Annotated in this window: 21 protein-coding genes and 1 pseudogene; 7 read left to right on the plus strand and 15 right to left on the minus strand. The window is 69.6% G+C overall.

Going from position 1 to position 26958, the window contains the following annotated elements; genetic code table 11:
• Positions 1-43 precede the first annotated feature (43 nt).
• The 7 genes from AB0F38_RS22295 to AB0F38_RS22325 all read right to left on the minus strand — a co-directional run bounded on the left by AB0F38_RS22295 (position 44) and on the right by AB0F38_RS22325 (position 5572).
• Positions 44-232 carry a hypothetical protein gene (locus AB0F38_RS22295; RefSeq protein WP_361896057.1) on the minus strand — a complete coding sequence of 63 codons (189 nt, stop codon included), beginning with the start codon at positions 230-232 and terminating at the stop codon, positions 44-46.
• The gene (locus AB0F38_RS22300; protein ID WP_361896060.1) at positions 233-1153 is read right to left on the minus strand and encodes a peptidoglycan-binding protein; all 921 of its coding nucleotides are present in this window, start codon (positions 1151-1153) and stop codon (positions 233-235) included.
• Complete coding sequence (locus tag AB0F38_RS22305) at positions 1150-1698, minus strand: hypothetical protein (protein ID WP_361896063.1); 549 nt, start codon at positions 1696-1698, stop codon at positions 1150-1152. Before AB0F38_RS22305 ends, AB0F38_RS22300 begins: the two co-directional genes overlap by 4 nt.
• Positions 1674-2309, minus strand: coding sequence for a MauE/DoxX family redox-associated membrane protein (locus AB0F38_RS22310; RefSeq protein WP_361896065.1), 636 nt, complete (start codon positions 2307-2309; stop codon positions 1674-1676). The genes AB0F38_RS22305 and AB0F38_RS22310 overlap by 25 nt, the downstream gene beginning before the upstream one ends.
• Positions 2310-2316: 7 nt before the next feature.
• Positions 2317-3018 (minus strand): hypothetical protein, encoded by a 702-nt coding sequence (locus AB0F38_RS22315; RefSeq protein WP_361896068.1) that lies wholly within the window; start codon positions 3016-3018, stop codon positions 2317-2319.
• Positions 3019-4093: 1075 nt separating this feature from the next.
• Positions 4094-4219, minus strand: a complete 126-nt coding sequence (locus AB0F38_RS22320; protein ID WP_361896071.1) for a hypothetical protein — start codon at positions 4217-4219, stop codon at positions 4094-4096.
• 108 nt (positions 4220-4327) lie between these two features.
• Positions 4328-5572, minus strand: a complete 1245-nt coding sequence (locus tag AB0F38_RS22325; protein WP_361896074.1) for a sigma-70 family RNA polymerase sigma factor — start codon at positions 5570-5572, stop codon at positions 4328-4330.
• A 245-nt stretch (positions 5573-5817) separates the two neighbouring features.
• Between AB0F38_RS22325 and AB0F38_RS22330 the strand changes: the two genes are divergently transcribed.
• Both AB0F38_RS22330 and AB0F38_RS22335 read left to right on the plus strand, forming a co-directional pair.
• On the plus strand, positions 5818-7641 hold the full coding sequence (locus AB0F38_RS22330; protein WP_361896077.1) for a DUF4357 domain-containing protein: 1824 nt from the start codon (positions 5818-5820) through the stop codon (positions 7639-7641).
• Entirely contained in the window at positions 7638-9785 is a 2148-nt protein-coding gene (locus AB0F38_RS22335) for a UvrD-helicase domain-containing protein (RefSeq protein WP_361896080.1), read from the plus strand. The genes AB0F38_RS22330 and AB0F38_RS22335 overlap by 4 nt, the downstream gene beginning before the upstream one ends.
• A gap of 55 nt (positions 9786-9840) precedes the next feature.
• Here AB0F38_RS22335 and AB0F38_RS22340 read toward each other — a convergent pair whose 3' ends face one another.
• The 3 genes from AB0F38_RS22340 to AB0F38_RS22350 all read right to left on the minus strand — a co-directional run bounded on the left by AB0F38_RS22340 (position 9841) and on the right by AB0F38_RS22350 (position 15206).
• Complete coding sequence (locus AB0F38_RS22340) at positions 9841-11481, minus strand: N-6 DNA methylase (protein ID WP_361896083.1); 1641 nt, start codon at positions 11479-11481, stop codon at positions 9841-9843.
• Positions 11482-11943: 462 nt separating this feature from the next.
• Positions 11944-13008, minus strand: coding sequence for a 2,3-butanediol dehydrogenase (locus AB0F38_RS22345; RefSeq protein ID WP_361896086.1), 1065 nt, complete (start codon positions 13006-13008; stop codon positions 11944-11946).
• Positions 13009-13586: 578 nt separating this feature from the next.
• Complete coding sequence (locus AB0F38_RS22350) at positions 13587-15206, minus strand: endo-1,4-beta-xylanase (protein ID WP_361896088.1); 1620 nt, start codon at positions 15204-15206, stop codon at positions 13587-13589.
• Positions 15207-15442: 236 nt separating this feature from the next.
• On the opposite strand from AB0F38_RS22350, the pseudogene AB0F38_RS22355 reads away from it, so the two are divergent.
• Positions 15443-15750: pseudogene (locus tag AB0F38_RS22355) on the plus strand (EF-hand domain-containing protein); the annotation flags it as partial.
• Between the two features lie 157 nt (positions 15751-15907).
• Here the strand turns inward: AB0F38_RS22355 and AB0F38_RS22360 are convergent.
• From AB0F38_RS22360 to AB0F38_RS22375, 4 genes are read right to left on the minus strand one after another with little or no spacing between them, the layout of a single operon-like run.
• Positions 15908-16894: a class I SAM-dependent methyltransferase gene (locus tag AB0F38_RS22360; protein WP_361896091.1), complete on the minus strand. Its 987-nt coding sequence runs from the start codon at positions 16892-16894 to the stop codon at positions 15908-15910.
• Entirely contained in the window at positions 16891-17997 is a 1107-nt protein-coding gene (locus tag AB0F38_RS22365) for an NAD(P)-dependent alcohol dehydrogenase (RefSeq protein WP_361896094.1), read from the minus strand. Before AB0F38_RS22365 ends, AB0F38_RS22360 begins: the two co-directional genes overlap by 4 nt.
• Entirely contained in the window at positions 17994-19403 is a 1410-nt protein-coding gene (locus AB0F38_RS22370) for an aldehyde dehydrogenase family protein (RefSeq protein ID WP_361896097.1), read from the minus strand. Before AB0F38_RS22370 ends, AB0F38_RS22365 begins: the two co-directional genes overlap by 4 nt.
• An 8-nt stretch (positions 19404-19411) precedes the next feature.
• The gene (locus AB0F38_RS22375) at positions 19412-20167 is read right to left on the minus strand and encodes a (5-formylfuran-3-yl)methyl phosphate synthase (protein WP_361896100.1); all 756 of its coding nucleotides are present in this window, start codon (positions 20165-20167) and stop codon (positions 19412-19414) included.
• 239 nt (positions 20168-20406) lie between these two features.
• Here AB0F38_RS22375 and AB0F38_RS22380 point away from each other — a divergent pair, with 239 nt between their 5' ends.
• From AB0F38_RS22380 to AB0F38_RS22395, 4 genes are all read left to right on the plus strand, one after another.
• Complete coding sequence (locus tag AB0F38_RS22380) at positions 20407-20535, plus strand: transposase (protein ID WP_361896103.1); 129 nt, start codon at positions 20407-20409, stop codon at positions 20533-20535.
• 178 nt (positions 20536-20713) lie between these two features.
• Positions 20714-20905, plus strand: coding sequence for a hypothetical protein (locus AB0F38_RS22385; protein WP_361896106.1), 192 nt, complete (start codon positions 20714-20716; stop codon positions 20903-20905).
• Between the two features lie 44 nt (positions 20906-20949).
• Positions 20950-22824 carry a DUF262 domain-containing protein gene (locus tag AB0F38_RS22390; RefSeq protein WP_361896109.1) on the plus strand — a complete coding sequence of 625 codons (1875 nt, stop codon included), beginning with the start codon at positions 20950-20952 and terminating at the stop codon, positions 22822-22824.
• 38 nt (positions 22825-22862) lie between these two features.
• The gene (locus tag AB0F38_RS22395) at positions 22863-23066 is read left to right on the plus strand and encodes a hypothetical protein (RefSeq protein WP_361896111.1); all 204 of its coding nucleotides are present in this window, start codon (positions 22863-22865) and stop codon (positions 23064-23066) included.
• Between the two features lie 599 nt (positions 23067-23665).
• Here AB0F38_RS22395 and AB0F38_RS22400 read toward each other — a convergent pair.
• Positions 23666-26950 (minus strand): tetratricopeptide repeat protein, encoded by a 3285-nt coding sequence (locus tag AB0F38_RS22400; protein ID WP_361896113.1) that lies wholly within the window; start codon positions 26948-26950, stop codon positions 23666-23668.
• Positions 26951-26958 lie beyond the last annotated feature (8 nt).

Below are 26958 nucleotides of genomic sequence, written 5' to 3' on the forward strand. Positions count from 1 at the left end.
CCCGCCAACCTGGCGAGGCCAGCGCGAATGCGCTGTTACGCGTTCAAACGGAGCCGGAGAGCGAGTAACCGGCCAGACCGCCGGTGATCGCCCAGGTCAGCACGGGGGCGTGGAGGACGGTGGCGATCACCGCGATCCCCAGGGCCGCCACGGGCAGAACAGGATCGGTGAGCAGTACCCGTACGGCACGGGCACCGCTCGGCCGGTCCGCAGGACGGACGGATTCGCCCACCTAGACCGTCCCGGTCAGTGTGAGCCAGGTGTTCTTGCCGACCACGCCGTCGGCGGTCAGGCCGTGCAGGGACTGGAACGAGACGACGGCCTGCCGGGTGAGCGAACCGAAGTTGCCGTCGACCGTCAGTGCGGAGCCGTGCTTGTTGAGCTGCCGCTGCGCGCCCCGCACGGCATCGTTCACGTCTCCTTGGCGCGCGGTGACGACCAGGACCGGCCAGGTCGCCGCGCTGACGCTGCCCGTGGGGCTGAGTCCGTTCGCCGACTGGAACGCCTCGACCTGCGCCTCGGTGTCCGAACCGAAGATGCCGTCGACATCCGTGGGATGACCGTGGTGGGTGAGCAGATGCTGGACCGTGTGGACGTCGGGCCCGGTGGCGCCGCGGCCGATGGTCGGCCAGGTCACGGAGCCGGGGCAGTCGCAGTCGGTGGTCCAGCGGCAGATGGACTTCACCCAGCCGGAGCCGGTGTTGCGGTACCCGTCGTGGCACCGCCGCTCGATACCGCAGCCGCAGTTGCCGCACGCCGCACTGTAGCGCCACAGCCAGCCGTCGTAGGTGCCGGCGTAGCACTGGTTGGGCCGCAGGGTCCAGGTGACTCCGTCGGTCCGGTGGAAGCCCGTGTTCGTCCCCGAGGTCACGCACGCGTCGGCATAGATGATGCTGGGCCCGCAGCCCGGGGAGCAGTTGTGGTCCGCGGCGTAAGTGGGGCACGCACCGGTCCAGATGTCGTATCCGTCGGCATAGGCCTCCCGGGCGGCGGAGAACACCCCCAGCGCGGCGAAGCCCGCGGCGGTCGCGGCCTGCAGCACGGTGCGCCTGGACGGCGCGAAGGAGGGAAGGGCCCCGCGCCCGGTCAGGGAGCGGCGGCGGCCACCGCTCCCGGAGCGGCGCAGCGTAGGCACGTCGTCCAGTGAAGTCATGGCCGGCTCCTCGGCGTGGCGGGTGCGATGTCGTCGAGCAGCCGCAGCAGCGCGGTGGGTGAACCGAGCGGCTCGGAACGCACGATCCGGAGTTCCGGATCGATGGCCACCGCGTAGGGGGTGGCGGGGATGTCGTAGGCCGTGAACAGCTCCGGACGGTGGTCCCCGACCGGGACGGCGCCCTCGCCGGCCTGCGGCCCGGCGCCCGCGTAGAGCCCGAGCACCTGCGGGGCGGCCGCGTCGCCCTGGCGGACCGTCCAGGCGCCGGCTTCGGCGAGCACCTGGACGCAGGTGCGGCAGTCCGCGTCGAGGAAGAGCAGCAGCGCGGCGCGGCCCGGTGTCAGGAGGTCGTCGAGCCCTGCCGGATCGGGCCGGGCCGCATCGAGGCCGGGCGCCTGTGCGCCGGGGGCGATGCCCACCCGCCCGGGGCGGTGCGGCTGTGTTCGTGACAGCTGGTGCACCTGCCTGATCAGTCCCGAGACGACCAGCGCGAGCAGCGCGATCGCCGCCCACGAGGCAATCAGGGCGCTGGTGGTGAAGTCCATCGCGTTGGCACTCCTTCGGCGGTCCGGTGCACGGTGGGCTCGGCCTGGTGGTGCGCAGGCGCCCTGGTCGACAGGTGAACGGAGGCTGCGGTCGGCTCGTGCATGGCAGCGGGCAGGGACCACAGGAGCGCGGTGCAGGCGGGAGCTGCGAGCACCAGCGTGATCAGCTCCGCCGTGGAGAGCCGTACGGGGCCCGCCCCGACGACGAGGGCGCCGGTCGTCGCGAGCACGGCGAGGGCCGCGGCCCGCCGGGTCACCCAGCGGCTCAGGGGCACATCCTGGCCGGAACATCCGCACGGCCCCCCGCGGCCGAGGGCGAGGACGTGCCGCGTGTAGGCGGCGTAGAGCCCGAAGAGGGCGGCCCCCGCGGCGAGTACGGTCTGCAGCCCCCGCTGATGACCCGTCAGGAGGGCGGCCGCGCCGGCCGCCCCCAGGACACCCTCCGCGACCGGCAGAATGATGGCCGCCAACCGGCGGAGCCGCGGATCCAGCACGCCGTGCGCCCACAGTGCGTCGCCCAGCGCAGCTGGACTGGCGGCGTGGGAGCCCGCACCCATGAGCAGGGTCAGGATGACGAGGGAGGCGGTCAGCCCGCCGTAGAAACCGATCACCGGCGGATCACCCGGTGTGCCGGAGCGTGAGCCGCCCGACGAGATCGGGTACCCGCTCGACAGGAGTCGACGCCAGTGGCACCACCGTGGCCCAGATCGCGGTGGAGACGAGCACGAAGAACGGACTGCCGTCGGAGAGCGTGTCGCGGAACAGCTCGCCGGACGCGACCGCCACCCCCTTCCAGGGCGGGAGCTGGGCGGTGTGCTCCTTCGTGCGCCGCGACAGCTCCAGCAGCCCGAGGCCGGGCACCTCCTTGATCAGCGTCGCGGGCCGCGCGAAGGCGCTTCCGGCCGAGGGATCCGGCTGGAGGGTGAGCCCGTACTCGCTCTTCCCGATACGCACCGACCGGAGCAGCCCGAGCACCTCGGCCACGCCCGTGCCATACAGCCGGGTCACGAGTGAGTGGCGCTCTCCACGCCACACGACGAGCGACGGCCGCTCCACGAGCCCCGACCGCGGCTCACGCTCGACCGACTGGAAAATGCGCAGCGTGCCCTTCTGGAAGGTGAGCTCGGATTCGGGTGCCCCGATACCCAGCGAGGCGGCGACATCGTCCCCCAAAGAGGCCGGCCCGGCAGTGAATTCGACCAGTCGGCCACCGGCCACCACCTCGACAGCCGAAGTGCACGGCGCCTGGAGGTCGATGTCGCCCTCCAGGTGGTACGTCCCGCCATCGAGTGCGCGATGAGTGACGAATGATGCGGCCATGTGCATCCTCCCGGGGGCGGGGTCCGGTGTGACACCGCAGCCGCTGAGGAAAGTAGACAAGAGTCATGACCCTGTCAATCTTTTGGGACTACCCAAGACCGGATCAGCCGCTGTGCGCGTCACGTTCCCCACCACGCAGCCGGCACTTGACCTGGTCCATTGCTCCGCAGGGGGCGTCGGCCGGTCCATGTGACGGATTTGAACAGCCGGCGAACGGTCGAGCTGCTGGGGCTGCGGCGCCTCAGGCGGCGACCCGTGTGCGAGAGACTCTGGCCGCACTGATCGGCCGACACGGCTCCCCCATCGGACAGGAGGTCTGTCTCGACCGCTGGATCCGCCCGTGCAGAGAGGTCTCCCACTGCGAAAGCGGTGACCGATCCCATTCCCCAGGCAGGCGACCCGGACGCCGAAGCTGTTCCCCGAGGCCCTGTCCCTGTCCCTGTCCGGGGAAGCCTGGCGTGAGGGGGCGCGGTCAGGGCGGGTAACCGACCGCAGTGGGCCGAGCCTCCCCGGCTGCCGATGTGACTGGTCGTCGGCCCGCCGAACGCCTGGGCTGCGCGACCAGCCCGGGCAACCAGGCCACCACCACCGGACGCCACATCGGCCTGAACGTCGGCGACTTCGACCGGCTGCCGTACTCCGACACCACCAGCGCGGCCAACGGCTCTGCCTCACCCGCGGCCCCGGCCCGCGATACCCACTCATCGGCGACCACGACATCCAGCGGATCCGCCGCGCGCTCCACGCCGCACCGGGCCGTCAGTACCCTCCGGGGCCCCTGGTCATCACGGTGGCGGCCGAGGCCCACCAGAGTTCCCCGTCGATACCTTGGTGCCCCTCGGACCCACCGCCTCGATACCCTGATGGGCCATCAACGTATCGGCATGCACACAAGGCAAAGCATCGGTGACTCTGGTTGCCACGCATTGCGGCATTGTTGGCCGGGCTGCCGATGACACACCTGGCTGGCCCCGCTTCCGTCCGCCCATAGTGGAGGCGGTCACGGTCTGCGGCTTACCGGGGGCGCCCGTCGGACCGGACCCCGTACCCGGGGCGCCCGTCCCGTCGTGAACCGTCAGTCCAGCAAGCGCTCGGCGCGATCCGGAACGCCACGGATGTGCCGGCCGTCGGCGACCATCCCGAGGAGGAGACGGTGCCCCTCCGCATAGTGGATCTGCCCGGACACGGCGGCCTCGCGCATGAGGGTGACGGTGTTCTTGACGGGAATACCGCGCGCCGCGGCGTACTCGCCCGCGTCGCGGTCGTCCGTGATCCAGACGGCCCCGGCGAAACTCCTTCCTCGTCTGGATCAGGGCGAGGGTCTCGGCTTCGCCCAGATGACGCAGGGGCTCGCTCGGAATGCCGCCGAAGACCGCTCGTCGCAGTCGGTCCGCGAAGGCGATCTCAGCCTCGGTGCACAGTTCGATCGGCTCCCCCAGCCAGCCGTCGCGTAGGCGACGTTGTCGACGGTCGGAGGCCGGCCCTCGCTCAGCAGCTTGCGCTCGGCAACGGCTACCTTGCTGACCATCTCGTGCACGTACACGGGCAGCCGGATCATGGTGCCCTCGTCGGCAATGGCGCGCGTAATGGCCTGCTTGATCCACCATGTCGCGTAGGTGGACATCTTGTAGCCCCTGGTGGCGTCGAACCTGCGGACCGCGCGCATCAGTCCGAGAGTTCCGTGCTGGACGAGGTCCTCGATGTCCAGTCCACGCCCTTGACAGCCCTGTGCGATCTTCCACACGAGCCGCTGGTTGTGCAGGACGAAGCACTCGTACGCCCGCCACCGCTCACTGTCGCGCGAAAGTCCCGCGATCTCCTCCTTCGGAACATCGCGGCTGAGGCGGTCGGTACCGCCGCGGAGAAGCACGGCAAGGCCGACCTCCTCGTCCGCCCTCAGGACCACCTTGCCCGCGTTCCGCCGCCACCGGTCCTCCTCCATTACGGCCCGTGCCGCACGGACGGCCCCCGAAAGCGACTCGTCCTTGGCGGAAACAGCGGAGCAGCTGGACTTCTTGGCGCTCGGCGCCGGAACGGACACTGACGCCTTCGATCCGGCCCTGCCTGGTGTCACGGGCCTGGCCGGTGCACCGATCGGGCGAGGGCGCGTGACGGGCAAGCCGACGGTCAGCTCCCGCGCATCGGCAGGACCCAGTCCAAGGAGCCGCACCACACCGTCGTGGGCGAGCTTGCTGACCGTGCCGTCGGCCTCCGCGTAGCGGGCCAGCATCCGCCTGGCCTGCGCCAGGTGTTTGGCCGCCTCAGAGGGGACGGAATCGGTTTCAGGTGCGGCAGGATGCAGCACGTCATCCCCACCCCCGGCCTGTGCAGAACCTGCGACGGGTATGACGGCCGGTCGCGCGGTGGACGTCCGACGCGAGGAGCGGCGCGGGGTCTTCACATGAATGCCCAGCGCCTCGAGCTCCTTGCAGAGCCTCCGCTGCTGCTCATCGGTGGTGAGCCCGAGTCGGTCGGCTTCCATGGCGAAGGCACGTCGGCTGACCGTGCCCGCAGGCGAGGCACAGCTCCTCAGCCGCTCGATGACGGACGGCAACTTCTCCTCGACTGTGCGACGTTCGGCCTCAGCCGTCGAATTTCCGTTCACAGCGCCCCCCACTCGTGCGACCGAGCACCAGTTCCGTTCGGAAAGCCGATCGGATGCATCCACATCGTAGTCAGATCCGTTTACATCGTCAACAGACAGATTACTTGTGATTACTGATGACTATATATCAATTGACAACGTCAACAGGTAAGCAGTGCGAAGTCGCGCTCCTACGTCGAACCGGAAGGTCATCCATGCCACAGCACGACCGCCTCCCCGGGACGCCCGAGTTCCGCATCAAGCTGCCCAAGGACGCGGGTGAGGCGCGCGGGTACCTGCTCACCGAGTTAGGCGGCAACGGCACGCACAAGTTCCTCCTGCGGGAGGGCTCGGCGGTGGCCGCCCAAGCGTGGCCCGGGCTCGGGGACCACGCACGCCGGTTCCGTACGGAGTTACGCGCGAGCGGCGCACTGGCCGACGCCCCGCCGCCTCCCGGCCGGACGCAGGCGCCGCAGCGATGGGTGACCACCAGGGACATCACGTGCAACTCCTCCTCGGCCGCCGCGGACCTGGTGTACGGCTACGGCGCCTCCGGCCCGGAGTCCTGGCGCACCGCCGAGGGCCACCCGCTCGCCGATCACCTTTCCACCACCTGGCGCGCCCCGCGCAAGGCGTGGCTGGTGCGGGGCTCCAACGTCTCGGGACACAACCTGGTGCGGCAACTGTGGCTGGAGGAGGGGGTCGTCTCACTCGCGGGCGTGCACCTGCCGCCCCTGGAGGAGAGCGATCCGACGAAGAGCGCACTGCGCCGCTTCGTCGAGGAGGGGTACGAGGGCGCGGCTTCGTACAGCCAGAAGCGGGGCCTCGTCGACGAGTTGCACGCCTTCCTGACCCAGATGAGTGTCGGTGACACGGTGGCCACCATCGGCGACGGCCGGCTTCACGTCGGGCGGATCACCGGGGAGGCCGTACAGACCGCGTCCCCGGGTGGCCTGTCCGATCTGCGGCGCTCCGTCGACTGGCAGACGGGCAGCCACCCGTACGACGAACTGCCGGAGGCGGTGCAGCAGAAGCTGTCCGTCCAGCATGACGTCGTCGACCTGACCGGTGTCCTGGAAGCACTGGAGGGATACACCGGAAACGTGCAAGCTGTCGCCCCGTCAGAAATCGACGGGTCCGCGCGGTCCGCTGCGGGGCGGCCGGCGCAGCGGGAGCTGTCACTGCCCGACGTCACCGGGTCCCTCGCGGCCGATCTCCTCGTCCACGACCAGGCCTGGCTGAAGGAGGTGCGTGAACTTCTCATCGACGAGCGGCAGTTGGTCTTTTACGGCCCTCCGGGCACGGGCAAGACCTACCTGGCGATGAAGCTGGCCGAGCACTTCGGCGGCGGACCCGAGCAGGTCAAGATCGTGCAGTTCCACCCGTCGTACGCCTACGAGGACTTCTTCGAGGGGTTCCGGCCCGTGGAGGACGCCGAGACGCGCGAGGTGGCCTTCCGGCTGTCGGCCGGCCCGCTCCGGGAGCTCGCCGACCTGGCGTCCCGCGAGGGCAACCGGCACGTTCCGCACTTCCTGATCATTGATGAGATCAACCGCGCCAATCTCGCGAAGGTCTTCGGCGAGCTGTACTTCCTTCTCGAGTACCGGACACGGTCCGTGCGCCTCACCTACTCCGGGGACGACTTCGCGCTGCCGCCCAACCTCTTCGTGATCGGCACCATGAACACCGCCGACCGGTCGATAGCGTTGGTGGACGGGGCGATGCGGCGCCGTTTCGCGTTCGTGGAGCTCTCCCCCCGCGTCGAGCCGACCGCCGGGCTGCTCGCACGCTGGCTGAAGCGTAAGGGCAGGGAGACGGAGCCCGCTCAGCTTCTCGACGCTCTCAACGCCCGCATAGACGAAGCGGACTTCGCCATCGGCCCGTCGTACCTGATGAAGCCGGGCGTGTACCGCGACGGCGGCCTCGAACGGACCTGGCGTACGAAGATCCTCCCGCTGCTCGAGGAGCACCACTACGGAGAGGGCCTCGACGTCGCCACCCGCTACGGTCTCGCCTCGCTGCGCGAGCAGCGCCCGTGACCGTGCACGATGTGACGCTCCACGAGTACGGGCCCGCGGTCTCCACCCCGATGAGCGTGGAAGCCGGACTGGCTCTCGCGGGCTCCGGCATCCTGCAGAGCGCGGCCCCGGATCCCGGCCGGGAAGGCCACGCGGACAAGGGCCTCCACCTGGAGTCCGTCCAGAACGCCCGCGATCCGCGGATGCGCACCATCCGCGTCACCGACTTCTGGCGGGGCGTCGTCCTCGCGCCCGACGACGGCAGTGACATGTTCCTGCTGGTCAACGTCCTGCCGCACGACGACGCATACACCTGGGCGGCGAAGCGCCTGTACAGCGCGAACTCCGCGACCAGGGCCCTGGAGGTGCGCGACGCCGTCGCCCTGGACGAGCTGACCCCCCTGTACGAGACGGCCGCACGCAACGCTCCCGAGCTGCTGTTCGCGGGCGTCTCCGACGGCACTCTGCGCGAACTGGGCATCGACGACCAGGTACTGCGCGCCGCGCGTTCCCTCGTGGACAAGGCCCAGCTGGACGCGTTCGCCACGCTCCTGCCGGAGGACCAGCTGGAGGTGCTCCAGTACCTTGCCGAGGGGTTCGGGCCGGAAGAGGTGTACCGGGACGTCGTCGCCGTCCGCCGGCCCGCCGGCGCGCCCGCCGAGCCGGTCGAGGACCTGGCCACCGTCATCGCCAACACTCCCGCACGCATTCGCCTGGTCACCGGACCGGACGAGCTGGAAGAGATGCTGGAGAAGCCGTTCGAGGCCTGGCGGGTCTTTCTCCATCCCTCACAGCGTCGCGTCGCTTACCGCGTCTCGTACGGCGGCCCCGTCCAGGTCACCGGGGGACCCGGGACGGGTAAGACGGTCGCCGCCCTGCACCGGGTCAGGCATCTGCTCGGCCGCGGCGAGGACAGCCGTATCCTGCTCACCACGTACACGAACGCGCTGGCCGCCGGACTGCGTCAGATGCTCGGCCTTCTCCTCGAAGAGGACGAGGCGCTGATGGCGCGGGTGGATGTGACGACGGTCGACGCCTACGCGAACGGCATCGTGCGCGCGAAGTCCGGGGCCGTGCCCAGGCCGGTCGGTGACCGGGAGCAACGTCAGTTGTGGGAGAAGGCCGTCAAGCAGCTCGATCTGCCGTTCACCCCACAGTTCCTGGCGCAGGAGTACCGGCACGTCGTACTCGGCCAGAACCTCGGCGATCTCGCTTCCTACCTCGGCGCGAGCCGCCGCGGCCGCGGCATCGGCCTCGGCCCCGCGCGCCGCCGCGAGGTGTGGAGCGGGGTGGAGCGGTTCGAACAGTTCCTGCGCGAGCGTGGCGAGACCACCTACCTGCGGGTCTGCGCACGCGCGGCGGACATCCTGTCCGGCGAGCCGGCTCCGTACGCCCATGTCGTCGTGGACGAGGCACAGGATCTGCACCCCGCGCAGTGGCGTGTGCTGCGTACTTCCGTCTCCCCCAGCCCCGACGACATGTTCCTCACCGGTGACCCGCACCAGCGGATCTACGACACCCGGGTCTCGCTCGGCTCCCTGGGCATAGCAACGGCCGGCCGCAGCTTCCGGCTGCGTGTCAACTACCGTTCCACGGAGGAGATCCTCTCCTGGTCGGCACACCTCCTCGCACCTGTCACCGTGGACGCGCTCGAGGGCGAGGGAACGGACTCGCTGGCCGGGTACCGGTCCCTGCTGCACGGGCGCCGTCCCCAGGTGAAGGACTACGCGACGCGGCAGGAGGAGACCGAGGCCCTGGTGGACCGGGTCCGGGCGCTGCTCGACGAAGGCCTCGCACCACACGAGATCGGCGTGTGCGCCCGCTTCAACCTCTCCCTGGACGCGGCCGAGGAGAAGCTGAGGGCCGCCGGCATTCCGGTGCTGCGGGCCAACGGGCAGACAGCGCAGCGGGCCGAGGGGGTACGACTGGCGACCATGCACGCGATGAAAGGACTGGAATTCCGGGCGGTGTCCGTTCTCGGTGTCACCGAGGGCGCTGTCCCGTTCGCCCGCGAGATCACCTCACGCGAGGCGGACCCGCTGCAGCACGACGCCGACCTGCTCCGGGAACGCTGCCTCCTCTTCGTCGCCTGCACGCGCGCCCGCGAAGCCCTGAGCGTGACGTGGAACGGAGCTCCGAGCCCGTTCCTCGCGCGGCCCGCCTGACCCATGAGGGCGCGGAGACGGGGCGGCCGACCCACCGGGGGCGGGCCGCCTCTCCTCACTCCTCCGGTGCAAGGGCGCCCGCGGCGAGCCCGTCGCGGGCGACTTCGGCGAGCTGTCGGCTCAGCTCGTCGGCCTTGCGCATGCCTTCCTCGAATTCGGTCAGAGCTCGGAAAGCAGAACCGTAACGGCGCTGGTCGTCGATGCCCATACGAGGGATGCGGGAACCCCGGCCGTCGAGGCGGTAGGACCCGCTGGCACTTGTCGACCGGCGGGTGTTGAAGGAGCTGCGCAGAAATCCCTGCAGATAGTCCGTGTCCAACTGCTCGCTGGCCGAGACCGGCTCCGGACCGTCGTACGAGACAAGTCCGGCGCGGGCGAGATCCGCAACGCTGGTGGTGGCGCCGTCCAGTGAGCCCTGTCCGCCACCTGGTGCCAGCTCGGGCAGGAGAGCGGCGAGTCGGCGGATCCGGTCCCCGAGCTCCTCGCGCAGGGTGGCGTACTCAGCGGGGTAGTCGCGGTGCCGGGCCCGCAGATGGCTGCCGGGGGTCAGGTCGACGGTGTCGTCGAGGAGCTCGATCAGCGGCACGTCGGCGACCTGGTCGGGGCGTGGTTCCAGATTCCCGTCGGGGCTGTTGTCGGTCAGGTCGACCATGCGCACGGAATGGATCATCTCCGTGCTCTCCGGCCGCTGCAGGCACCACAGATGGACGGGCATGGCGTGAGAGGTCGCCGTCCCGGGCGGTAGGGCGATCACTTGGCGCAGGATCCCCCGGCGCACGAGTTCCGCCCGGATGCGGCGGCCTGCCCTGCGGTAGGCGACCGAGGCAGGCATGACCATGAGGACCTGGCCGCCGGCATCGGTATGCGCATAGGCGTGTTGGAGCCACGCCAGTTCGCCTTCCGCCTTGGAGGGAGTACCGAGTTCCCATCGGGAGTCGAGCAGCAGTTCCTCCCGCCCCCACTCGGTCACGCCGGTCGGCGGGTCGCAGACGACCAGGTCCGCCTTGAGACCCGGCCATCCGTCCGCTCGCAGGGAATCACCCGCCACGACGTGCACATCCGGTCGGTCCAGGAGGTCGGCCCGGAGCTGCGCGAAGCGGGCGCTGTCGGCATCGACCTCCTGGCCGCGACCATGCGTGCCCGCTTCCGTGGCGACGGACAGGAGCAGCACCCCGATTCCGCAGGCGGGATCGAAGACCGTGGCTTCCGACGGCAGTTCGGGAGCGAAGTGGCACACAGCACGCACCACGCGCTCGGAGGTGACCTGGTCCGACCCTGCTCGCCGAGCGGAGTCCATGAAACGTTCGGTCAGTCCGTTGACGAGATCGACGGGTGCTTCAGCAAGCACCTGGACACGGGTCGCGACGTCATCCGGCAACCCCGCCGCCTGCGCTCCGGCAAGCACCCCGGCCACCTCGGCCAGACCCGCGACCATCTGTTCCCCGTAGGCGGCCCTCATGGCCTGCCACAGCTCGACCTCGGGCGACACCTCCTGGCCTTTGCGCTGCTTGTCCAGCCATGCCTGGACCTCGGCAAGTGCGTAGAGCGGACTGTTCGCGGCGCCGCCGGCCTGCGCGGGAAAGTCGTCGTAACGCCGGCGCCAATTGGAGACGGCAGCCCGCGTGACACCGGCCAGCCGAGCGATCTCGGAGCCGGTGACCAGGGGACCGACCGGTGAAGCGGCGTTGTCCTTCATGACCCTCACCGTACACGGGGCTCCATACGTCTTCCAGAAAGAAGCATGTTGACAACCTAAACACTGCACCATGCTGCTTCGTGGACACTTCTACACCGCTCGCGGGAAGCCCTCATCGTGGCGGCGACCGCTCCACAGGCTGCGGCACCAGCCAAGGAAGCTCGACCGCCTGGCGGTCGTCATTCGAGATGTTGGTGTCCACCAACGTCCGTTAAGGCAACTCTGATAGCACCGAGCCGCTCCAGTGGATCGAACCTGCTCTGACGCGGTCGAGAACGCTCGGAGACAGGTGAAACGGGAGCGACGCGCAGACCCTCCGGCGTACTCGCCGTCGAGTACCCCGGTCGGTGCCCGGAGGTCGACCTCACACTGCACGTAACAACCGCTCACAGCGGTAGAGGTTCAGTGGCCATGCCCTTGGCGGTCGGCCGTGACTCCCGGAGCCACACACGGAAGGGAACTTCAGCGGCGGGGGTCCACCAGGATCTTGACGGCCGTCTCGTTGTGGTGGATCAGGGTCTCGAAGCCTTCGGTGACGAGGTCGTCCAGGCCGATGGTCCTGGTGATGAACGGCGCCAGATCGATGCGCCCCTCCTCCACGAGCCTGATGGTCTGCGGGTGAGAGTTGACGTAGGCGATCGTGCCGCGCAGGTCGATCTCCTTGAGCACGAGCTTCTGCATGTCGAGCGAGGCGGGCTCGCCCCAGATGGAGATGACGGTGACGACACCGCCCGGCTTGACGGCGTCCAACAGCGTGTCGAGGACGACGTTGACGGACGTGGCCTCGAATGCGACGTCCGCACCCTTGCCCCCGGTCAGACGCCTGACCGCTTCGGCGACGTCGGTGACAGAGGGGTCGATGACATGGTCGGCGGCCTTGGCGTCCAGGGCCTTCTGCCGACGCAACGGACTGAGCTCGGTGACCGCGACTTCGACGCCCATCGCCCTGAGCACCGCACAGGTGAGCAGCCCGATGGGGCCTGCGCCGCCGACGACGGCGAAGTCCCCCGCCTTCGCACCCGAGCGCTGGAACGCGTGGTAGCCCACCGACAAAGGCTCGATGAGGGCTGCCTGGTCCAGCGGGAGGTCTCCGACCGGGTGGACCCACCGACGCTCGACGACGATCTTCTCCGCCAGGCCGCCACCACGACCGCCCAGCCCGATGAAGTTCATGTCGGGCGAGAGGTGGTAGGCCGGATTGTTCGCACTGGTGTCGACATCGGGGCGCAGGATGTAGGGCTCGACGACGACACGGTCACCCGGTGCCAGGCCCTCGACGCCATCGCCCACCGCATACACGACGCCAGACATCTCGTGGCCGAGCGTCACGGGGGCGGACTCGCCCGAGACCGGGTGCGGGTGGCCGGTCGGCGGTACGAAGATCGGTCCGTCGAGGTACTCGTGCAGGTCGGTGCCGCAAATCCCGCAGTATGCAACGTCGATGCCTACCGTGCCCGGTCGGACAGTGGGCTCCGGGATGTCCTCGATACGGATGTCTCCGCGGTCGTAGTAGCGTGCAGCCTTCACCGTGCGTACGCCCCTTCGTCCGTTCTCTGTTCACACTTCGTCTTGAGCCCTGTCGTGGAGTGAGGTGTGCGCGTCTCACGCAGCACATTCCCTCCATCGATAAACAATACGTTTCAATATGCTCAGGCGCGCGGCGACCATGATGGCCGGCCAGCCTCCGGCGGCCCGGACCGGACACCCGGTGTGAAAGGCCCCGTCGAAGGCTGGCCGGTACGGACCCCGATGCGCGAGCTCAGCCGCCGCGCGTTCCCTGACTGCGACATCCTCGTGGACGATGCGCCGGCCTCGATCGGTCAGGTCCGCGTACGGCGTCGCCGCCAGGCTGCGGAGAGCGAGGCCGCTGCCTGCGCTGGGCTCGTCCGGAGCGGGCGGCCAGTGCAGCGGGCAGTGAGACGCCCGCGCCCGCCCATATCCGCCCGCCGGATGGCGCGCACCAGCTGCTGAAGGCGCCGCTGATCGTGGTGTGGGACCGGCCGAGCACCCGCGTCCAAGGCGACAGTGCTCTTGCCGCACCGGCCGTTGCACAGTCGTTGGTCGCACCGGTGTTTCCGACTGGTCGTTCGCGGTGTCCGCCGTACCTATCCAGTACCTGAGCGGCGAGCGTCGTCCAGGACGTCACGCAGTGCCCAGTAGGCAGGTTTGGCCTCGTACGCCGCGTCCCAGGGAAGAGCGTTTCCCGGACTCGGGGGATAGTGCCGCAGGTCAGCCGTGGAGCCGTACTTGTCGGTGAAACCCCAGGTCGAGAACGAGGTGCAGTTGGGTTCTTCGCCGCAGACCGCGAGTTTCCCCGCCAACTGGCGGGCCTGGATGTCCTCTTCGTCCTCGTCGACGAGAACGTCCGCCTCCGAGACCCGGGCCTTCAGGCCGAGCCCGGCCAAAGCCCGGACCTTGCGTCGGAAGACCTCGGGGTCGGTACGGTCGCCGACGGCGTATTCGTGGTCCTGGAAACCGACGCCGTCGATCGGAACGCCCCGCTCCTTCAGCCGGATCAGCAGCGCGTAGAGGGCATCCCAGCGGGGACCGTCCTCCTCCACCCCGTACTCGTTGAGGTACAGCACCGCGTGCGGGTCAGCCTCGCGGGCCGCACGGAAGGCGATGTCGATGTACTGCTCACCCATCGCTTCGAACCACAACTGCGGCCGCACGCCCCGGTTGCCTTGAGAGTAGTCCTCGTCCTCGTCGGACATGGGCTCGTTCACCACGTCCCATTCCGCCACCTTCCCCCGGAAGTGGCCCGCTACCGCGCGTATGTGCTCCACCATGACGCGCCTGCGTTGCTCGTGCGTCATCTGGGCACGCATCCATGCGGGCAGGGCTTCGAACCAGACGAGGGTGTGGCCGTGCACCTTCATCCTGTTGGCCTCGGCGAAGTCCACCAAGGTATCGCCCTCCGCGAACGCGAACACGCCGCGTCGAGGCTGGACGAACTGCGGCTTGAAGTCGTTCTCCGGCGTAAGCATGGAGAACTCCTCACCCGCCGTCCGGCGGTAGGCGCTGTCAGTCAGCAAGGGGCCCGCGGCCAGGGCGGTTCCCATACGGATCGGGCGTGGGAGAACCGCCGCCAGATCACGCATCGCATCGCTGGACCGGGGCACTCGCAGGCCGGGCGCGTCCACGACGGACATCCGGCCCCGGCCCAGTGACTGCGCGTGGAGATCGCTGAGGGTCCAGCCCTTCCCGCGGGCTCCCGCATCCGCGCCGAACCAGATGCGGCCACGGCCGAAGACGTCCCGCGCGGGAACGGTTCCCACGACCCTACCGTCGGCCTCCAGCACAAGTCTGTTCGCGCGGACTTGGACGGCGAGGCGGACTTCGAGCCCCAGGCCGCCCCCGAAGGTCCGGGTCATCGCAGGTCTGTCGGAGTCCCCGTCCCAGCGGTCGATCCGGAGCCTCCCGCCGGCCACGCCGATGCGCACGCCGCGCCGTTCGTAGCGCCACTCGTCGTAGATGACCGGCGTCTCACCGTACAGATGCAGGTAGGCATCCGTGTCATCCGTGCGCCGCAGGCCGGCTTCGATCCGGACATCCCCTCGGAACACCATGTGGGGACCGCGCAGGTTCACCGGTGGGTTCGGCTGTCCGCCGGTGCCGTCCTGGCGTGTGATGCGCCGGTCGAGGGGTGTGACCCGTACCCCTGCGTGCGTGGGCTTCCCGCCGGCGAAGTGAGCCCAGTCCCTGCCGTTCAGGAGGTCCTCCACAGGTCCCCGCACGGGCGCGGAGCCGCCGGCACAGTCCCCCGAGACACCAGCGGCCAAGGCACACACAACCGCGATGACAGCGCTCTTCTGAAACCGCATGAACAGCAGCGCTCCGTATCCTCAGTCCGTCTTCCGACGGCATCGCCGCCCTCAGCCACACCGTCGCCGAGCACCGCCCTCCCCCGGCTGCGGCAAGAACGGTGCGCAACCGATCGCGCCGGCCCCCGCTGTGACTGATCGCCAGTGTCTCAGGTGCGAGCGGGGGGACCATCGGCGGAGGACCGTTCGGGAACGATCTGGAGGTGGCGGTCGCATCGGACGACGGCGCCAGGGAGGCCATCCGGGCAGCGTTCCGCCGCTACTGGACCACACTGGCCACGGAGCTGGACGCCAACGGTGACGGTGTGATCTCCGTCGACGAGTTCCGTCCGTTCGTGCTCGACCCCGAGCGCTTCGGTCCCACGATCACCGAGTTCCCGAGGCGCTCGCCGTACTCGGCGATCCCGACGGCGACGGCCTGATCGAGCGCCCGCTCTTCGTATCTGGGCATTCCGGCTCACCAACTGGTGGCTGTCCGGGCCGTCTGACACGGCCCGGACATGAGCGTTCCGTGGCGGCGCGGGCCGTCCCGGGACGCCTCCGGTCGGGCCCCGGATCGCCCCCACGCGCGCGGGCGTCGGCCCCGTGAGGTCAAGCGGACGTCAGGGTCGGGTCTTGTGCGCGAAGACCCACCGGTTTCCCTCCAGCGCGTCGTTCGGCTCGGGGAGGGGACCACGTCCCCTCTGACGGGTGAAGTCGAAGGGCGTGTGCACCGAGGTGGACCAGCCCTTGGCCGCCAGGTCACCCGCGGAGTCGGGGCGCGGCCCCCTGTCGAAGAGGTCGAGCAGATCGATGCCGATCTGCTCTCGCGTCGCCGTGTAGATCGGGCTGTCGCGGTACGCGAGCAGGTCCTTCTCCAGCTTGGCCTCGAAGGCCAGGGCGCTGCCCCCGGTGGTGAGCCGGTCCACCGTGTCGATGAGGTACGTCTCGACGGGGCCCGGTAGGTAGAAGAGCAGTCCTTCGGCCAGCCAGACGCTTGGAGCGGCCGGGTCGAAGCCGACAGAGGTCAGGGCGGTGACCCAGTCGGCGCGCAGGTCGACCGGTACCGGGATCCGCTTCGCCTTCGGGGCGGCCGACAGGTCCGTAAGCACCTGTTCCTTGAAGGCCAGCACGCCCGCCCTGTCGATCTCGAAGACGACGCAGTTGGACGGCAGGTCCAGCCGGAAGGCGCGGGTGTCCAATCCCGCTCCCAGCAGGACCACTTGGCGTACGCCCGTACCGACCGACCGGTGGAGGAAGTCGTCGAGGACTCTGGTCCGCAGACCGAAGTAGCGGGCGAACCTCCCCCACAGCGGGTTGTCGTCCCCTTCCGGGACCTGTTGGATGCTCACCGGCCAGTCCGCGCAGGCGGGGGCTGCACGGACGAAGTGCTCAGCGTAGACGTCCCGGGCCAGGCTGTCGTCGCGGTGGGTCTCGATCGCCCGTGCGGCGGCGACCAGGAGGGCGGTCAGTCCCACGCCTGCGTCCACGCCTTCCGCGCCGGTCCGCGGCGTCGCCGTGGTGGTCGTGTCCCCTTCGGTGGGAGCGAAGAACACGGAAGGGTCGCTGGTGGGATGGCGAGGGTCTCCGGTGGTGGAGGTGTCACTCATCGGTCTCTTCTTTCCGGCAGCAGGACGGGCTTGATCACGCGTCCGGCGTCACAGTCGCGTTCGGCCTCGTTGATGTCGGCCAAGGGATAGGTGCGGATCAGTTGGTCGAAGGGGAAGCGGCCGGCCTGCCACAGACCGATCAGCCGGGGTATCAGCAGTTCGGGTACGGCGTCCCCCTCGCAGATGTGCCGGATGCTGCGGCCCCCGTCGAGCGTGCCCGGTTCGAGCGTCAGTGCGGTGTGGAGGCGTGCCACGAGACCGAGGGTGCCGGTGGGACGCAGCGCGCGGAGCGCGTCGTTGATCAGCGGGGCGGAGGCCGTGGTGTCCAGGGCGTACTGCGCGCCGCCGTCGGTGTGCCGACGGATGCGCTCGGCCAGTCCGGCCGTCACGGCGGGCAGCGGGACCGCGCCAAACCGTTCGGCCAGGTCCAGGCGCCCCGGATGCCGGTCGACGGCCACAGTCCGTACGCCGGCGGCGGTGGCCGCCATGACTGCGGCCAGGCCCACCGCTCCCGCGCCGAGTACGACGAGGGTGTCACCGGGGCCGGCGCGAAAGGTGTTCAGCACGGCTCCGGCGCCGGTGAGGGTGCCGCAGCCGAGCGGACCCAGCAGTTCGAGCGGCAGGGCGGCGTCGACCCTGACGGCGTTGCGCGCCGGGACGAGGGCGTATTCGGCGAAGGAGGACTGGCCGAACCACCGGGGGGCCAGCGCTCCCCCAACGGCGTCGGTGAGCCGTGACGCGTCCTCCTCGCGTCCCCCGAAGAGGTTGAGTGAGGCGAAGGAGTCGCAGTAGGCGGGGGCAGCGCTGCGGCAGTTCCGGCAGTCTCCGCAGGAATCGAAGCTCAGCACGACGTGGTCACCGACGCTGATCGCGCTGTCCGGGCCATCGCCGGACGCCACCACGACTCCGCTCCCCTCATGGCCGAGAACCGCCGGCAAAGGGGTGCGGCGGGCTGATCGCCGGACCGCGAGATCGGTCCGGCACATTCCGCATCCCGCGATCTCGACGAGGATCTCACCGGCGGCCGGGCCGGTGCTCAGGACGACCTCCTCGACCGCGAACGGGGTCTCGTAAGAGCGCAGCACGGCGGCTCGGAACCTCATCTCCCTTCCTCCCTCGGCCGGTGCACGACGAACGGACGGAGGTTGCCGTAGAGGCCCCACGGCCCGCCCGCGACACCGACCCCGCTGTCCTTGACGCCTGCGAAGGGCTGGGCAAGGGAGAGTTCGGCGTGGTGGTTGATCCAGGCCGTGCCGCATTCGAGCCGCTCGGCTGTCGCCGCCGCCCGGTCGAGGTCGGTGCCCCACACCGAACCGCCCAGCCCGAAGCCGGTGTCGTTGGCCGCTTCGACGGCTTCGTCGAGGTTTCGGTACGGCAGCACCGGCAGGACCGGTCCGAACTGTTCCCTGGTCACCACCGGGTCGTCGGGAGGGACGTTCGTGAGGATCGTGGGAGCGAAGAAGTAGCCCGGTCCGTCGAGCCGGTGACCACCGGCCGCCGCCCGGGCGCCGGCCGCCAGGGCCCGTTGCGTGACCCGCTCGACGCGGGCCAGCTGGGGGGCGTTGTTGACCGGCCCGAGCCGGGTCTCCAAGTCCAGGCCGGATCCGACGACGACGGTCTTCGCCCGGTGTGCGAGGGCCTCGACGACCTCTGCGTGGAGCCGGGCCGGTGCGTAGACGCGTTTGACCGCCATGCAGACCTGCCCGCAGTTGCGGAAGGCGGCCCAGAACAGCCGGTCCGCGACCCGGTCCACGTCGACGTCGTCCAGGAGGACGGCCGCGTCGTTGCCGCCCAGTTCCAGGGTGACACGAGCGAGGGAGGCCGCCGCAGCTGCGGCGACGGCCCGCCCGGTCGGCACCGAGCCGGTGAAGGTGACGTGGCGGATACCCGGGTGGGCGGCGAGGTGGGCACCGAGGGGTTCCCGGCCGGTGATGACGGTCAGGACATCCTCGGGCAGGGCTGTGGCGAGGACGGCACCGAGCAGTCGGGTGGCAAGGGGGGTGTACGGGGACGGTTTGAGCACCACGGTGTTGCCGGCGGCTAGTGCGGGAGCGAACTTCGCCGACGCGAGCTGGAGGGGGAAGTTCCACGGCACGATCGCGGCAACGGGCCCGAGAGACTGCCAGCGGATCTCGCTGTGTACGGGTCGGCCGTCGTCGATCCGGCGGGTGCGGGGAACCAGAGCGGCGAAGTACCGCAGTCGGGCCGCCGTACGGGCGACCTCGGCGTACGACTCGGCCAGGGGCTTGCCCTGTTCCCGGGTGAGCAACGGAGCGAGGTCGTCTCCGGCAGCATCCACTGCGTCGGCGGCGGCGTTCAGCCGGGTGGTGCGAGCGGCCGGGTCGGCGCGCCATCCGGTCCAGGCGCGCCGGGCCCGGTCGATCGCGTCGTCCAGCTCGTGCGGCTGCTGGTCGGAGGCTTCGTCGAAGGTCTCCCCGGAAGCCGGGTCGATGACAGGGAGGCCTGGGGCGCGGTGTCCGGGGGCGCGGCCGGCTTCCGGTGTCGGCATCCCGGCGGTCAGTTCAGGGCCGGGACGTCGGCGGCGTGGTTCCGGGCCTGCCGGTCCATCTCCGCCCGGAAGGCGGCGACCAGGTGCGGCTGGATCCTTCCGGCATTCCGGTCACCGCCCGAGCAGACCGCTCCCCGTACGCCCACGATGTCCGTGCCGATACGGGTCAGCGGACCGAGGTCGGCTTGCTTGACGCTGCCTGCGAGGGCAGCGAGCAGACCGGACGCGTGGGCGCGGCGGACGAACTCGCCGCAGACGTCCGGCGGAACGTGGTCGAACAACCGCGTCCCGTCCTTGATCGCGGTGTCCAGCATGGCCGCGTCGGCACCGGCGCGGGCTGCGATGTCGGGCAGGGCAAGCGGATTCACACAACCGACGCGATGAGCGTCGGCGTAGCCCGAGGCGACGACCAGCGCGTCCGGGCGGTGGTCCTTCACCGCCCGGACAACCGCCCGCATGACCTCGACACCCTGCTCGGGAGTCGTGCATCCGTACAGGCCCACCTTGATGTACGTGGCGCCGGAAACGGCCGCCCCGAGCGCGGCCTGCGCCACGGTGCCGGGCTTGTACGGGACGTCGCCCACCGTGGCGGACACCGGTTTGTCCGCCGGTACCGCGTCGCGGATCTCCCTGATGACCCAAGGGAAGTTGGCGCCGAGAGAGCCCTCATCGGGCTTCTTGACGTCGACGATGTCGAGGTGCTCCGCCGCCTTCGCGCAGGCGAGCGCTTCCTCGACGCCGTCAGGGGAGATGAGAAGCAACACCGTGAACTCCTTCCGCCGCGAGTCCGCCCGGCCGGGGGACGGGGAACCGCGGATCACGTGGTTCATGTGCGGTGTGCTCATCATTTCCATTGCCCGCGCGCACCGGTAGGGCGTGCGGGGGTTCCCCGGGCGGCGCGTGTACGCACATGTACGACTCCGTGTGCACCGGCGCGAACTGGGCTTGATCCGCTGTGACGGACATTCGAGATCTGGGGTTCAGCCCCGGGAGGATGCCCATCATGGAAAGCATGGGGAAGAAGAAGCCTCGCCGCCCTCGCCGTTCGTTCACGCCGGAGTTCAAGGCCGAGATCGTCGGGCTGTGCCGACGGGGTGACCGCTCGATCGGTCAAGTGGCCAAGGACTTCTAACTGACCGAGACCGCGGTGCGGGACTGGGTGAAGCAGGCCGACGTCGACGCGGGCGAGCGCAACGGGCTGACCAGCAGCGAACGCGAGGAACTGGCCGCTTCGCGGAGGGAGAACCGCCGGCTGCGTGAGGATGCCGAGGTCCTCAAGCGGGCACAGCTTTCTTCGCGAAGGAGACCCGGTGACGGTGCACCCGTTCATCGAGGCGGAGAAGCAGGCAGGCCACAGCGTCAAACGGGCGTGTGAGCTGATGAAGGTCTCCCGGACCGCCGTCTATGCCCGCCGTTCTGCTCTGCCCGGTCCTCGTGCGGTGCGGGATGCCGAGCTGACCGAGCAGATCACCGAGGCCCATGTGAAATCACGCGGAACCTAAGGGGCCCCACGCGTGCATGCCGTGCTCAAGCGCGGGGGTGCCGGGTGCGGCCGTCGTCGTGTAGCACGACTGATGCGGGCCGCCGGACCGCTGGCTCCACCCGTGATCTCTTCGATTCCCTCTACCGGGGCTACCCGGTCGGCGCCCTGCTGCTGTGGAAGACCGGCCTGAACGTCCCGTTCAAGACTGCGGCCGTCGTCCAGACCGACAAAGCGACGAACCAACCCCTCTATCTGCTGGACGGACAGCAGCGGCTGACCTCCCTCGCCTGGGTCTACCAACCGCAGTCGAAGGCCGACGGTCGGCACATAGACCTGCGCTTCGACGTGCGTACCGAAGAATTCGTGACCCCGAGCGCCGTGCAGCGCAAGGATCCGCTCCTGATCCCGGTGTCGACGCTCCTGCAGGAGAACGTGCAGTTCTATCCGGTCCTGAACAAGGCCGGGGTGTCCCCCGACAACCCGGACTTCGGCACCTGGATGCAGCGGCTGCAGAAGGTGAACAACATCCGGTCTCACCAGATCGCCGTCATCACCTATGAGTCCGACGACTACGAGGAGGTCGCCGAGCTGTTCGCCCGGCTGAACAAGGGCGGCCGACGGCTGTCCAAGGGCGATCTCGTGTACAGCGCCATCGCGGCCCGCTGGTCCACCGGCCTGGACACCATGGACGCCTTTCACCAGGAACTGCGGGACAGCGACTTCGACCTGAACAGGGAAGCCGTTCTGCGCCTCATGAGCCTCCTCGCGGGCACCGGCGCCCATCACATCAAGCTCATCGGAGCGGAGGTGGACGAGACCGCGCTGAAGGAGGCGTGGCACGCCACCGAGAGGGCCCTTCGCTTCGCCATCGACTTCCTGAAAGGCGAGTGCTCGATCCCCCGGTCCGAGATCCTCTCCTCGCCGAACGTCACGATCGTCCCTGCGCTGCTGCTCTATCACCGGAGCGGCAAGCTGCGTCAGGGAGAGGCGCAGCTGCTGCGTCGTTGGGTGTACACGGCGATGGCCTTCAGCCACTACTCGCTGCAGGTCGAGGGCAAGCTCGACGCGGAGGCCCGGCTGATCAGGTCCCGTGCCGGGGAGGACCTGTTCGCCGAGCTCATCCGCCGGGCCTCCGGCCCCCGATCCCTGGACAGCGCACTGCACCCAAGGGACCTAGAGCAGAAGTACTCCACGCACGCCTTCTTCAAACTGCTCTACATTGCCGCGCTGCGGAGCAGGGCGCGGGACTGGTCGACCAACATCGCCATCAACGATCAGCCGATGTACAGCGGTTCCAGGATCGAGTTCCACCACGTATTCCCTCGCGCCCGAGTCCAGGGGACTTACGCGAAGGAGGAGTGGAACAGCCTCGCCAACCTGGCTTTCGTCACCGGCCAGACCAACAAGATGATCTCCTCCAGGCTGCCCGCCGAGTACATGGCGGGCATCGCGCCGGAGCGCCTGGCGGAACAGTGGATCCCCAGCGACCCGGAGCTGCGGTCCCTGGACCGATTCCCCGACTTCCTGGCCGCGCGCAGGAGCCTGCTGGCCAACGTTCTCAACGAGCTCCTGGGTCTGCCCGCCTACGACGGGAGGGCCATCCGTCAGGACGCCGACGAGATGCCCGCCGACGAGACCGTGATCGCGGAGGATACTCCCGCGCCCGCGCTGGTCAAGGCAGACGTGCAGGCGTTGCGCACGGAGCAGGGCGTCGAGTTGCACGCCGTCTACGAAGGCCGGCGCACCACCGCCTACTACGATCCGCCGTCCCGCACCGTGACGATCCCCTCCGGCCCCGGCCGCGGGGTGTACGAATCCCCCAGCGGGGCGGCGGTAGCCACCGTCCGGGCTCTCAACCCGCACGTCAATCCGAACCGCAACGGGTGGTCGTTCTGGACCGTCACGGCCACGGGGGCGCTCCTGCAAAGCATCCGGTGAAGGGTGGCAGCCGCGGCCGTGCACGTTGGCTGTCAGAGATGAGCCTCGACATCGGCCTCATCCAGGTGGGCCTGTGGAAGGTGGACAGACACGTGTTCGCCGGCTTCACCAAGGTCTATCCGACCCTGGAGGTAGCGGAATTCACGCTCGCACCTGCCCGAGCCAGATCTTTAAGATCCTTGAGCGCTCCGACCGGAACCGACTCGGCAACGTCGAAGAACTCGCAGCTTGACACGACATAGCAGCCTCGGCGGCGGAGCAAGATCTCGGTGTGCGTCGCTCCCCGGCCATGCCTGCCGAGCGCGCAGCATTCCGACCGGTTGTGCGACAGCCCGTGCGTTCGAGGGTCAGAGTGTGAATAGGCCGCTCCGAGTCCGGCTGGAGTCGGGGCGATTAAGCTCGAACAGGTTCTCCTGAACCACGGTGCGCACCTGCTGCTGTCGGTTAGCGGCGACGTCCGAATCATCTGGTCCTAGTCAGTGCGCCGCGTAGGCGAGTCAGGCCCCCCGCTAGTCACCCGGCCCCTCGCGCCCAGGTGCACACCGTCCCTCTGCGCCCACTGCCTCACGCGGCGCTCGTCGAGCAGCCCGTCTGCCGCCAGGACGTCCAACCGACCGGCCCTGTGCAGACGCCAGGAGGCAGCGACCCGATCGGCAATCCGTCCGCTCGTGCCGACGCCGATTCCCAGGCTAACCGGTTGCCGCGCACACCCTGCTGGAGCGGACAGGTTCCGGGCGTGCGGTACTGCCGAGCAGCCGGACCAGGAAAGGAGCGCCGCTCTCATCGTTGTGTCGGGATGGTCATCCGGAACTTCCGGCGACAGGTGCGCCGCCCGTGCGGCTCAGCGCCCACGCTTGGTCCGCCTCGCGGACATCAGGCGCTCGCGTGCGCCTCGCGTAAGGGGGTGGTTCTCGCCGAGGGTGCGACGGCACGTGGAGAGGGTCTGCTTGTACAGGCGTCGAGCCTGGCGCCGCAGTCCGACCGCCTGGCACATGCCGGCCAGGCTCAGTTGGGTGGCGAGGGTATCCGGGTGGTCCGCACCGAGGACCACCCACTGTCGCTGCAACGTGTCTCCGAGCAGGGGGAGGGCCCGGCCGAAGTCTCCGGAGGTGGCGTGGGCGACTGCCAGATTGTGGCGGGCGGTGAGGGTCTGCTCGTGATCATCCCCGAGGGCACGGGCGCACGCGGCGGCGTTGTCCTCGTGGAGCAGCGCAGCCGTGGTGAGTTGACCCGCGTCCTGGTACGTTCCGGCGAGACTGTTGCGGAGGGTGAGCGTCTCGGGGTGGTAGGGGCCCCGCACCTGCTCCTGCCCGTGGAGTGCCTGCTCGAAGAGGGGCGCGGCCCGGTCCGGCCGGCCCGCGAGCCGATGGGTGTGCGCGAGCATGCCGAGGACGGCGAGGGTGTCCGCGTGGTGGGCGCCGAGAATCCGTGACCGCGCGTGGAACGTCCGCTCGTACATCGGGACGGCCCGGCCGAAATCTCCTGCCTCGCGGTGGGCGTCGGCGAGGTGTCGGCGACTGGTGAGGGTGTCGGGATGGTCCTCGCCAAGTGAGCGCTCCCGTACACGGAGGACCTGCTCAAAGAGGGGGACAGCTCGCTCAGGGGTACCCGCCATGAGGTGAGCCACTGCCAGGTTGTGGCGGGCGGTGAGCGCGTTGGGCTCGTCCTCGCCCAGCCGGTGCCGATCGTCGCTGACGACCTGCTCGAACAGTGGAACGGCTCGATCCGCGTCGCCGACGGCCAGCAACCCGTAGCCGATGTCGGCCTTGCGGGTGTCGAGGCGCCCCCCGTCCGCGGCAGGGGCCGCCGCCTCACCGGGATCGGTGCGGTTCGTACGGCGCGCCGCCTGTGTTCCATGACCGGCCGGCGGATCCGATCCTGGAGTGGCGAGGCGCACTGCTCGGTCCGTGTCGCCGGCCGCCCGGCATGCGAGGGCGAGGGCGACTCGGGCGGCGCGGGTCGTACCGTGGTTCTCGCCGAGCACGCGCTCCATGACCGGCAGTGTCTCGTCGAACAGCGCGATGGACCGGTCGAGTTCACCGGACTCCCGGTATGCGCCCGCCAGATTGCCTCGTACGAGGAGGGTGTCGGGGTGCTCCTCCCCGAGCACCCGATCCATGTCGCCGAAGATCCCCTCGAAGAGGCGGACGGCCTCACGCGGATCCTTCGATCCGGCGCGCGCGGCCGCCAGATTGTTCCGCGTCACCAGGGTGAGGTGGTGGTCCTGACCTAACGCGCGGGCGCAGGCGTCGAGGTTTTCCTCGTACAGGCGAACGGCCTCGTCGTGTCGTCCCGCCTTCTGCTGCGTACGGGCGAGGGTGTTCCGCGCGGCAAGGGCGGAGAGGCTCTCGTCGCCGTCGGGTGCACTGGGAAGCGGGCCGGTAAGTGGACCGTATTCAGGATTCTGCGGGAGCAGTGCGAGCGCCTGGTCCGAGTCGCCCGCGGCACCGTAGGCGTCGGCAAGGTTGATGCGGCTGGCCAGCGTGAGCTGGTGCGTCGGCCCCAGAACGCGTTCCTCGTCGCGCAGAACCAGCTCGTACATAAGGATGGCCCGATTCAGGTACCCCGACGCCTCCTGGGCGTGCGCCAAGTTGTGACGGCAGGTGAGCGTACGGATGTCGTCGTGGCCGCGTTCCCGCTCGTGGTGGTCGAGGGCTCGGCGGAGGTGGGTGGTGGCTCGGGTGGCGAGCCCCTGGCTGATGAGGAACACGCCGGCGTGATCGAGGAGCCGTGCCGTGGTGCCGGTGTCGGCGGACGGGGGCATGTGGTCGGCCAGGGCGTCCATGTGCGGGAGCAGGGTGCGTCCGGTGGGCCAGGTAGCGGGGTCCTGCCAATCGGTCGGCCGGACGACGGCCTCCAGTGCGGCGGTCGCACGTCCCCGGGCTTCAGTGATGAGGCCGGGCGTGCGGTGCGGGTCTTCGGCGTCGGAGGTCCGGGCGACAGACTGGAGCAGCCGGTGGACGGAGAGAGCTCGCGCGTCGGGATCCACGGTGATCATGCTGTACGCGTTCAGGACGCCGATCGCGCCGGCGACTGCGACCGGTTCGTCGCCCTCGTTGTCCAGGAGCCCGACGGGGATGCTGTCAGGCGCGTACCAGGCCAGGGTGCGCAGCAGGTCGGCGGCCATCGGCTGCCGTTCGCCGATACGGTCCAACGTCACGCGCCAGATGCGGGCGATGGTGCGTTCGGCGACGGTGAAGCCCTCGCCTCCCTGTTGGTGCAGCGGGCCGGGGTTCTGCCGGAGCAGGTCCAGGTAGGTGGTCGGGGTCAGCAGGGGGTTCTCGGCGAGGTAGGCGGCGGCTTGTTCGACGGCTAGGGGAAGATGGCCCAGATCCGCGCACAGTTCGGCTGCTCCGGACAGGTCCCTGCCGCCGCCGCCGGCGTTCGCGATGCGGGTGAGCAGGGCCAGCGATTCGTCCGGTTGCAGAGCGTCGAGCCGGATGACCTCGGCGGCGTCGTGCCACACCGTGGCGAGTCTGCTTGTGATGAGAAAGCGCCCATGGGGCAGACGAGCCAAGAGAGGGGCGATGTCCGCGAGGTGGTTGACGTTGTCCAGGATGAGCAGCCAGCCGCTATGCGTGGCCAGCCACTGCATCCCGTACTCGGCCAGGGCTTCCACCGTCAGCGCCTTGGAGGCGGCAGGCTGCAGAGCGGTGGCCAGGGCGGCCAGGCTCTGCTCCACACTCGCCGCACTGTCCGCGGATATCCACCGGATGGGCGCGAGACGGTACTTCCGGGCACGCGTGGCCGCCCAGTGCACGGCCAGCGTGCTCTTGCCTACCCCGCCGAGCCCGTGCACGGCCTGGAGCCACACGCCGCCGGTCTTCTTCATGGCAGCGTCGAGACGGTCCAGTTCAGCGGCACGCCCCACGAAGTGGGCGGTGCGGTAGGGCAGGTTGTCCAGTCCCGGTCGAGCTTTCACCTCGGATACGGGCCGGACCGCCTCCGGGGGGAGCACCACGCTGGAATGGTCGTTGTAGATGCCCGTAACGGCGATACCGCCGTGCGTCGCGTTGGCGTTTCCGCTGCCCGACACCTGCTGCGCGGGCTCGACGCCGCCCGCCGTGCCCCCTGCCAGGGTGCGCTTGCCGGGGTCGTGTCTTCTGCCCCATCGCCACTTGGCCATACCGCGGT

This window comes from Streptomyces sp. NPDC025273 (assembly GCF_040638585.1).
Lineage (GTDB): Bacteria > Actinomycetota > Actinomycetes > Streptomycetales > Streptomycetaceae > Streptomyces > Streptomyces cinereorectus.

What these genes read in the sequence shown, in the direction of transcription:
- AB0F38_RS22400 (WP_361896113.1), bottom strand. Translation starts at nt 26,950, where the DNA reads ATGGCCAAGTGGCGATGGGGCAGAAGACACGACCCCGGCAAGCGCACC.
- AB0F38_RS22330 (WP_361896077.1), top strand. Translation starts at nt 5,818, where the DNA reads ATGCCACAGCACGACCGCCTCCCCGGGACGCCCGAGTTCCGCATCAAG.
- AB0F38_RS22370 (WP_361896097.1), bottom strand. Translation starts at nt 19,403, where the DNA reads ATGCCGACACCGGAAGCCGGCCGCGCCCCCGGACACCGCGCCCCAGGC.
- AB0F38_RS22305 (WP_361896063.1), bottom strand. Translation starts at nt 1,698, where the DNA reads ATGGACTTCACCACCAGCGCCCTGATTGCCTCGTGGGCGGCGATCGCG.
- AB0F38_RS22395 (WP_361896111.1), top strand. Translation starts at nt 22,863, where the DNA reads ATGAGCCTCGACATCGGCCTCATCCAGGTGGGCCTGTGGAAGGTGGAC.
- AB0F38_RS22320 (WP_361896071.1), bottom strand. Translation starts at nt 4,219, where the DNA reads ATGCGCGAGGCCGCCGTGTCCGGGCAGATCCACTATGCGGAGGGGCAC.
- AB0F38_RS22340 (WP_361896083.1), bottom strand. Translation starts at nt 11,481, where the DNA reads ATGAAGGACAACGCCGCTTCACCGGTCGGTCCCCTGGTCACCGGCTCC.
- AB0F38_RS22300 (WP_361896060.1), bottom strand. Translation starts at nt 1,153, where the DNA reads ATGACTTCACTGGACGACGTGCCTACGCTGCGCCGCTCCGGGAGCGGT.
- AB0F38_RS22360 (WP_361896091.1), bottom strand. Translation starts at nt 16,894, where the DNA reads ATGAGTGACACCTCCACCACCGGAGACCCTCGCCATCCCACCAGCGAC.
- AB0F38_RS22365 (WP_361896094.1), bottom strand. Translation starts at nt 17,997, where the DNA reads ATGAGGTTCCGAGCCGCCGTGCTGCGCTCTTACGAGACCCCGTTCGCG.
- AB0F38_RS22380 (WP_361896103.1), top strand. Translation starts at nt 20,407, where the DNA reads ATGGAAAGCATGGGGAAGAAGAAGCCTCGCCGCCCTCGCCGTTCGTTC.
- AB0F38_RS22315 (WP_361896068.1), bottom strand. Translation starts at nt 3,018, where the DNA reads ATGGCCGCATCATTCGTCACTCATCGCGCACTCGATGGCGGGACGTAC.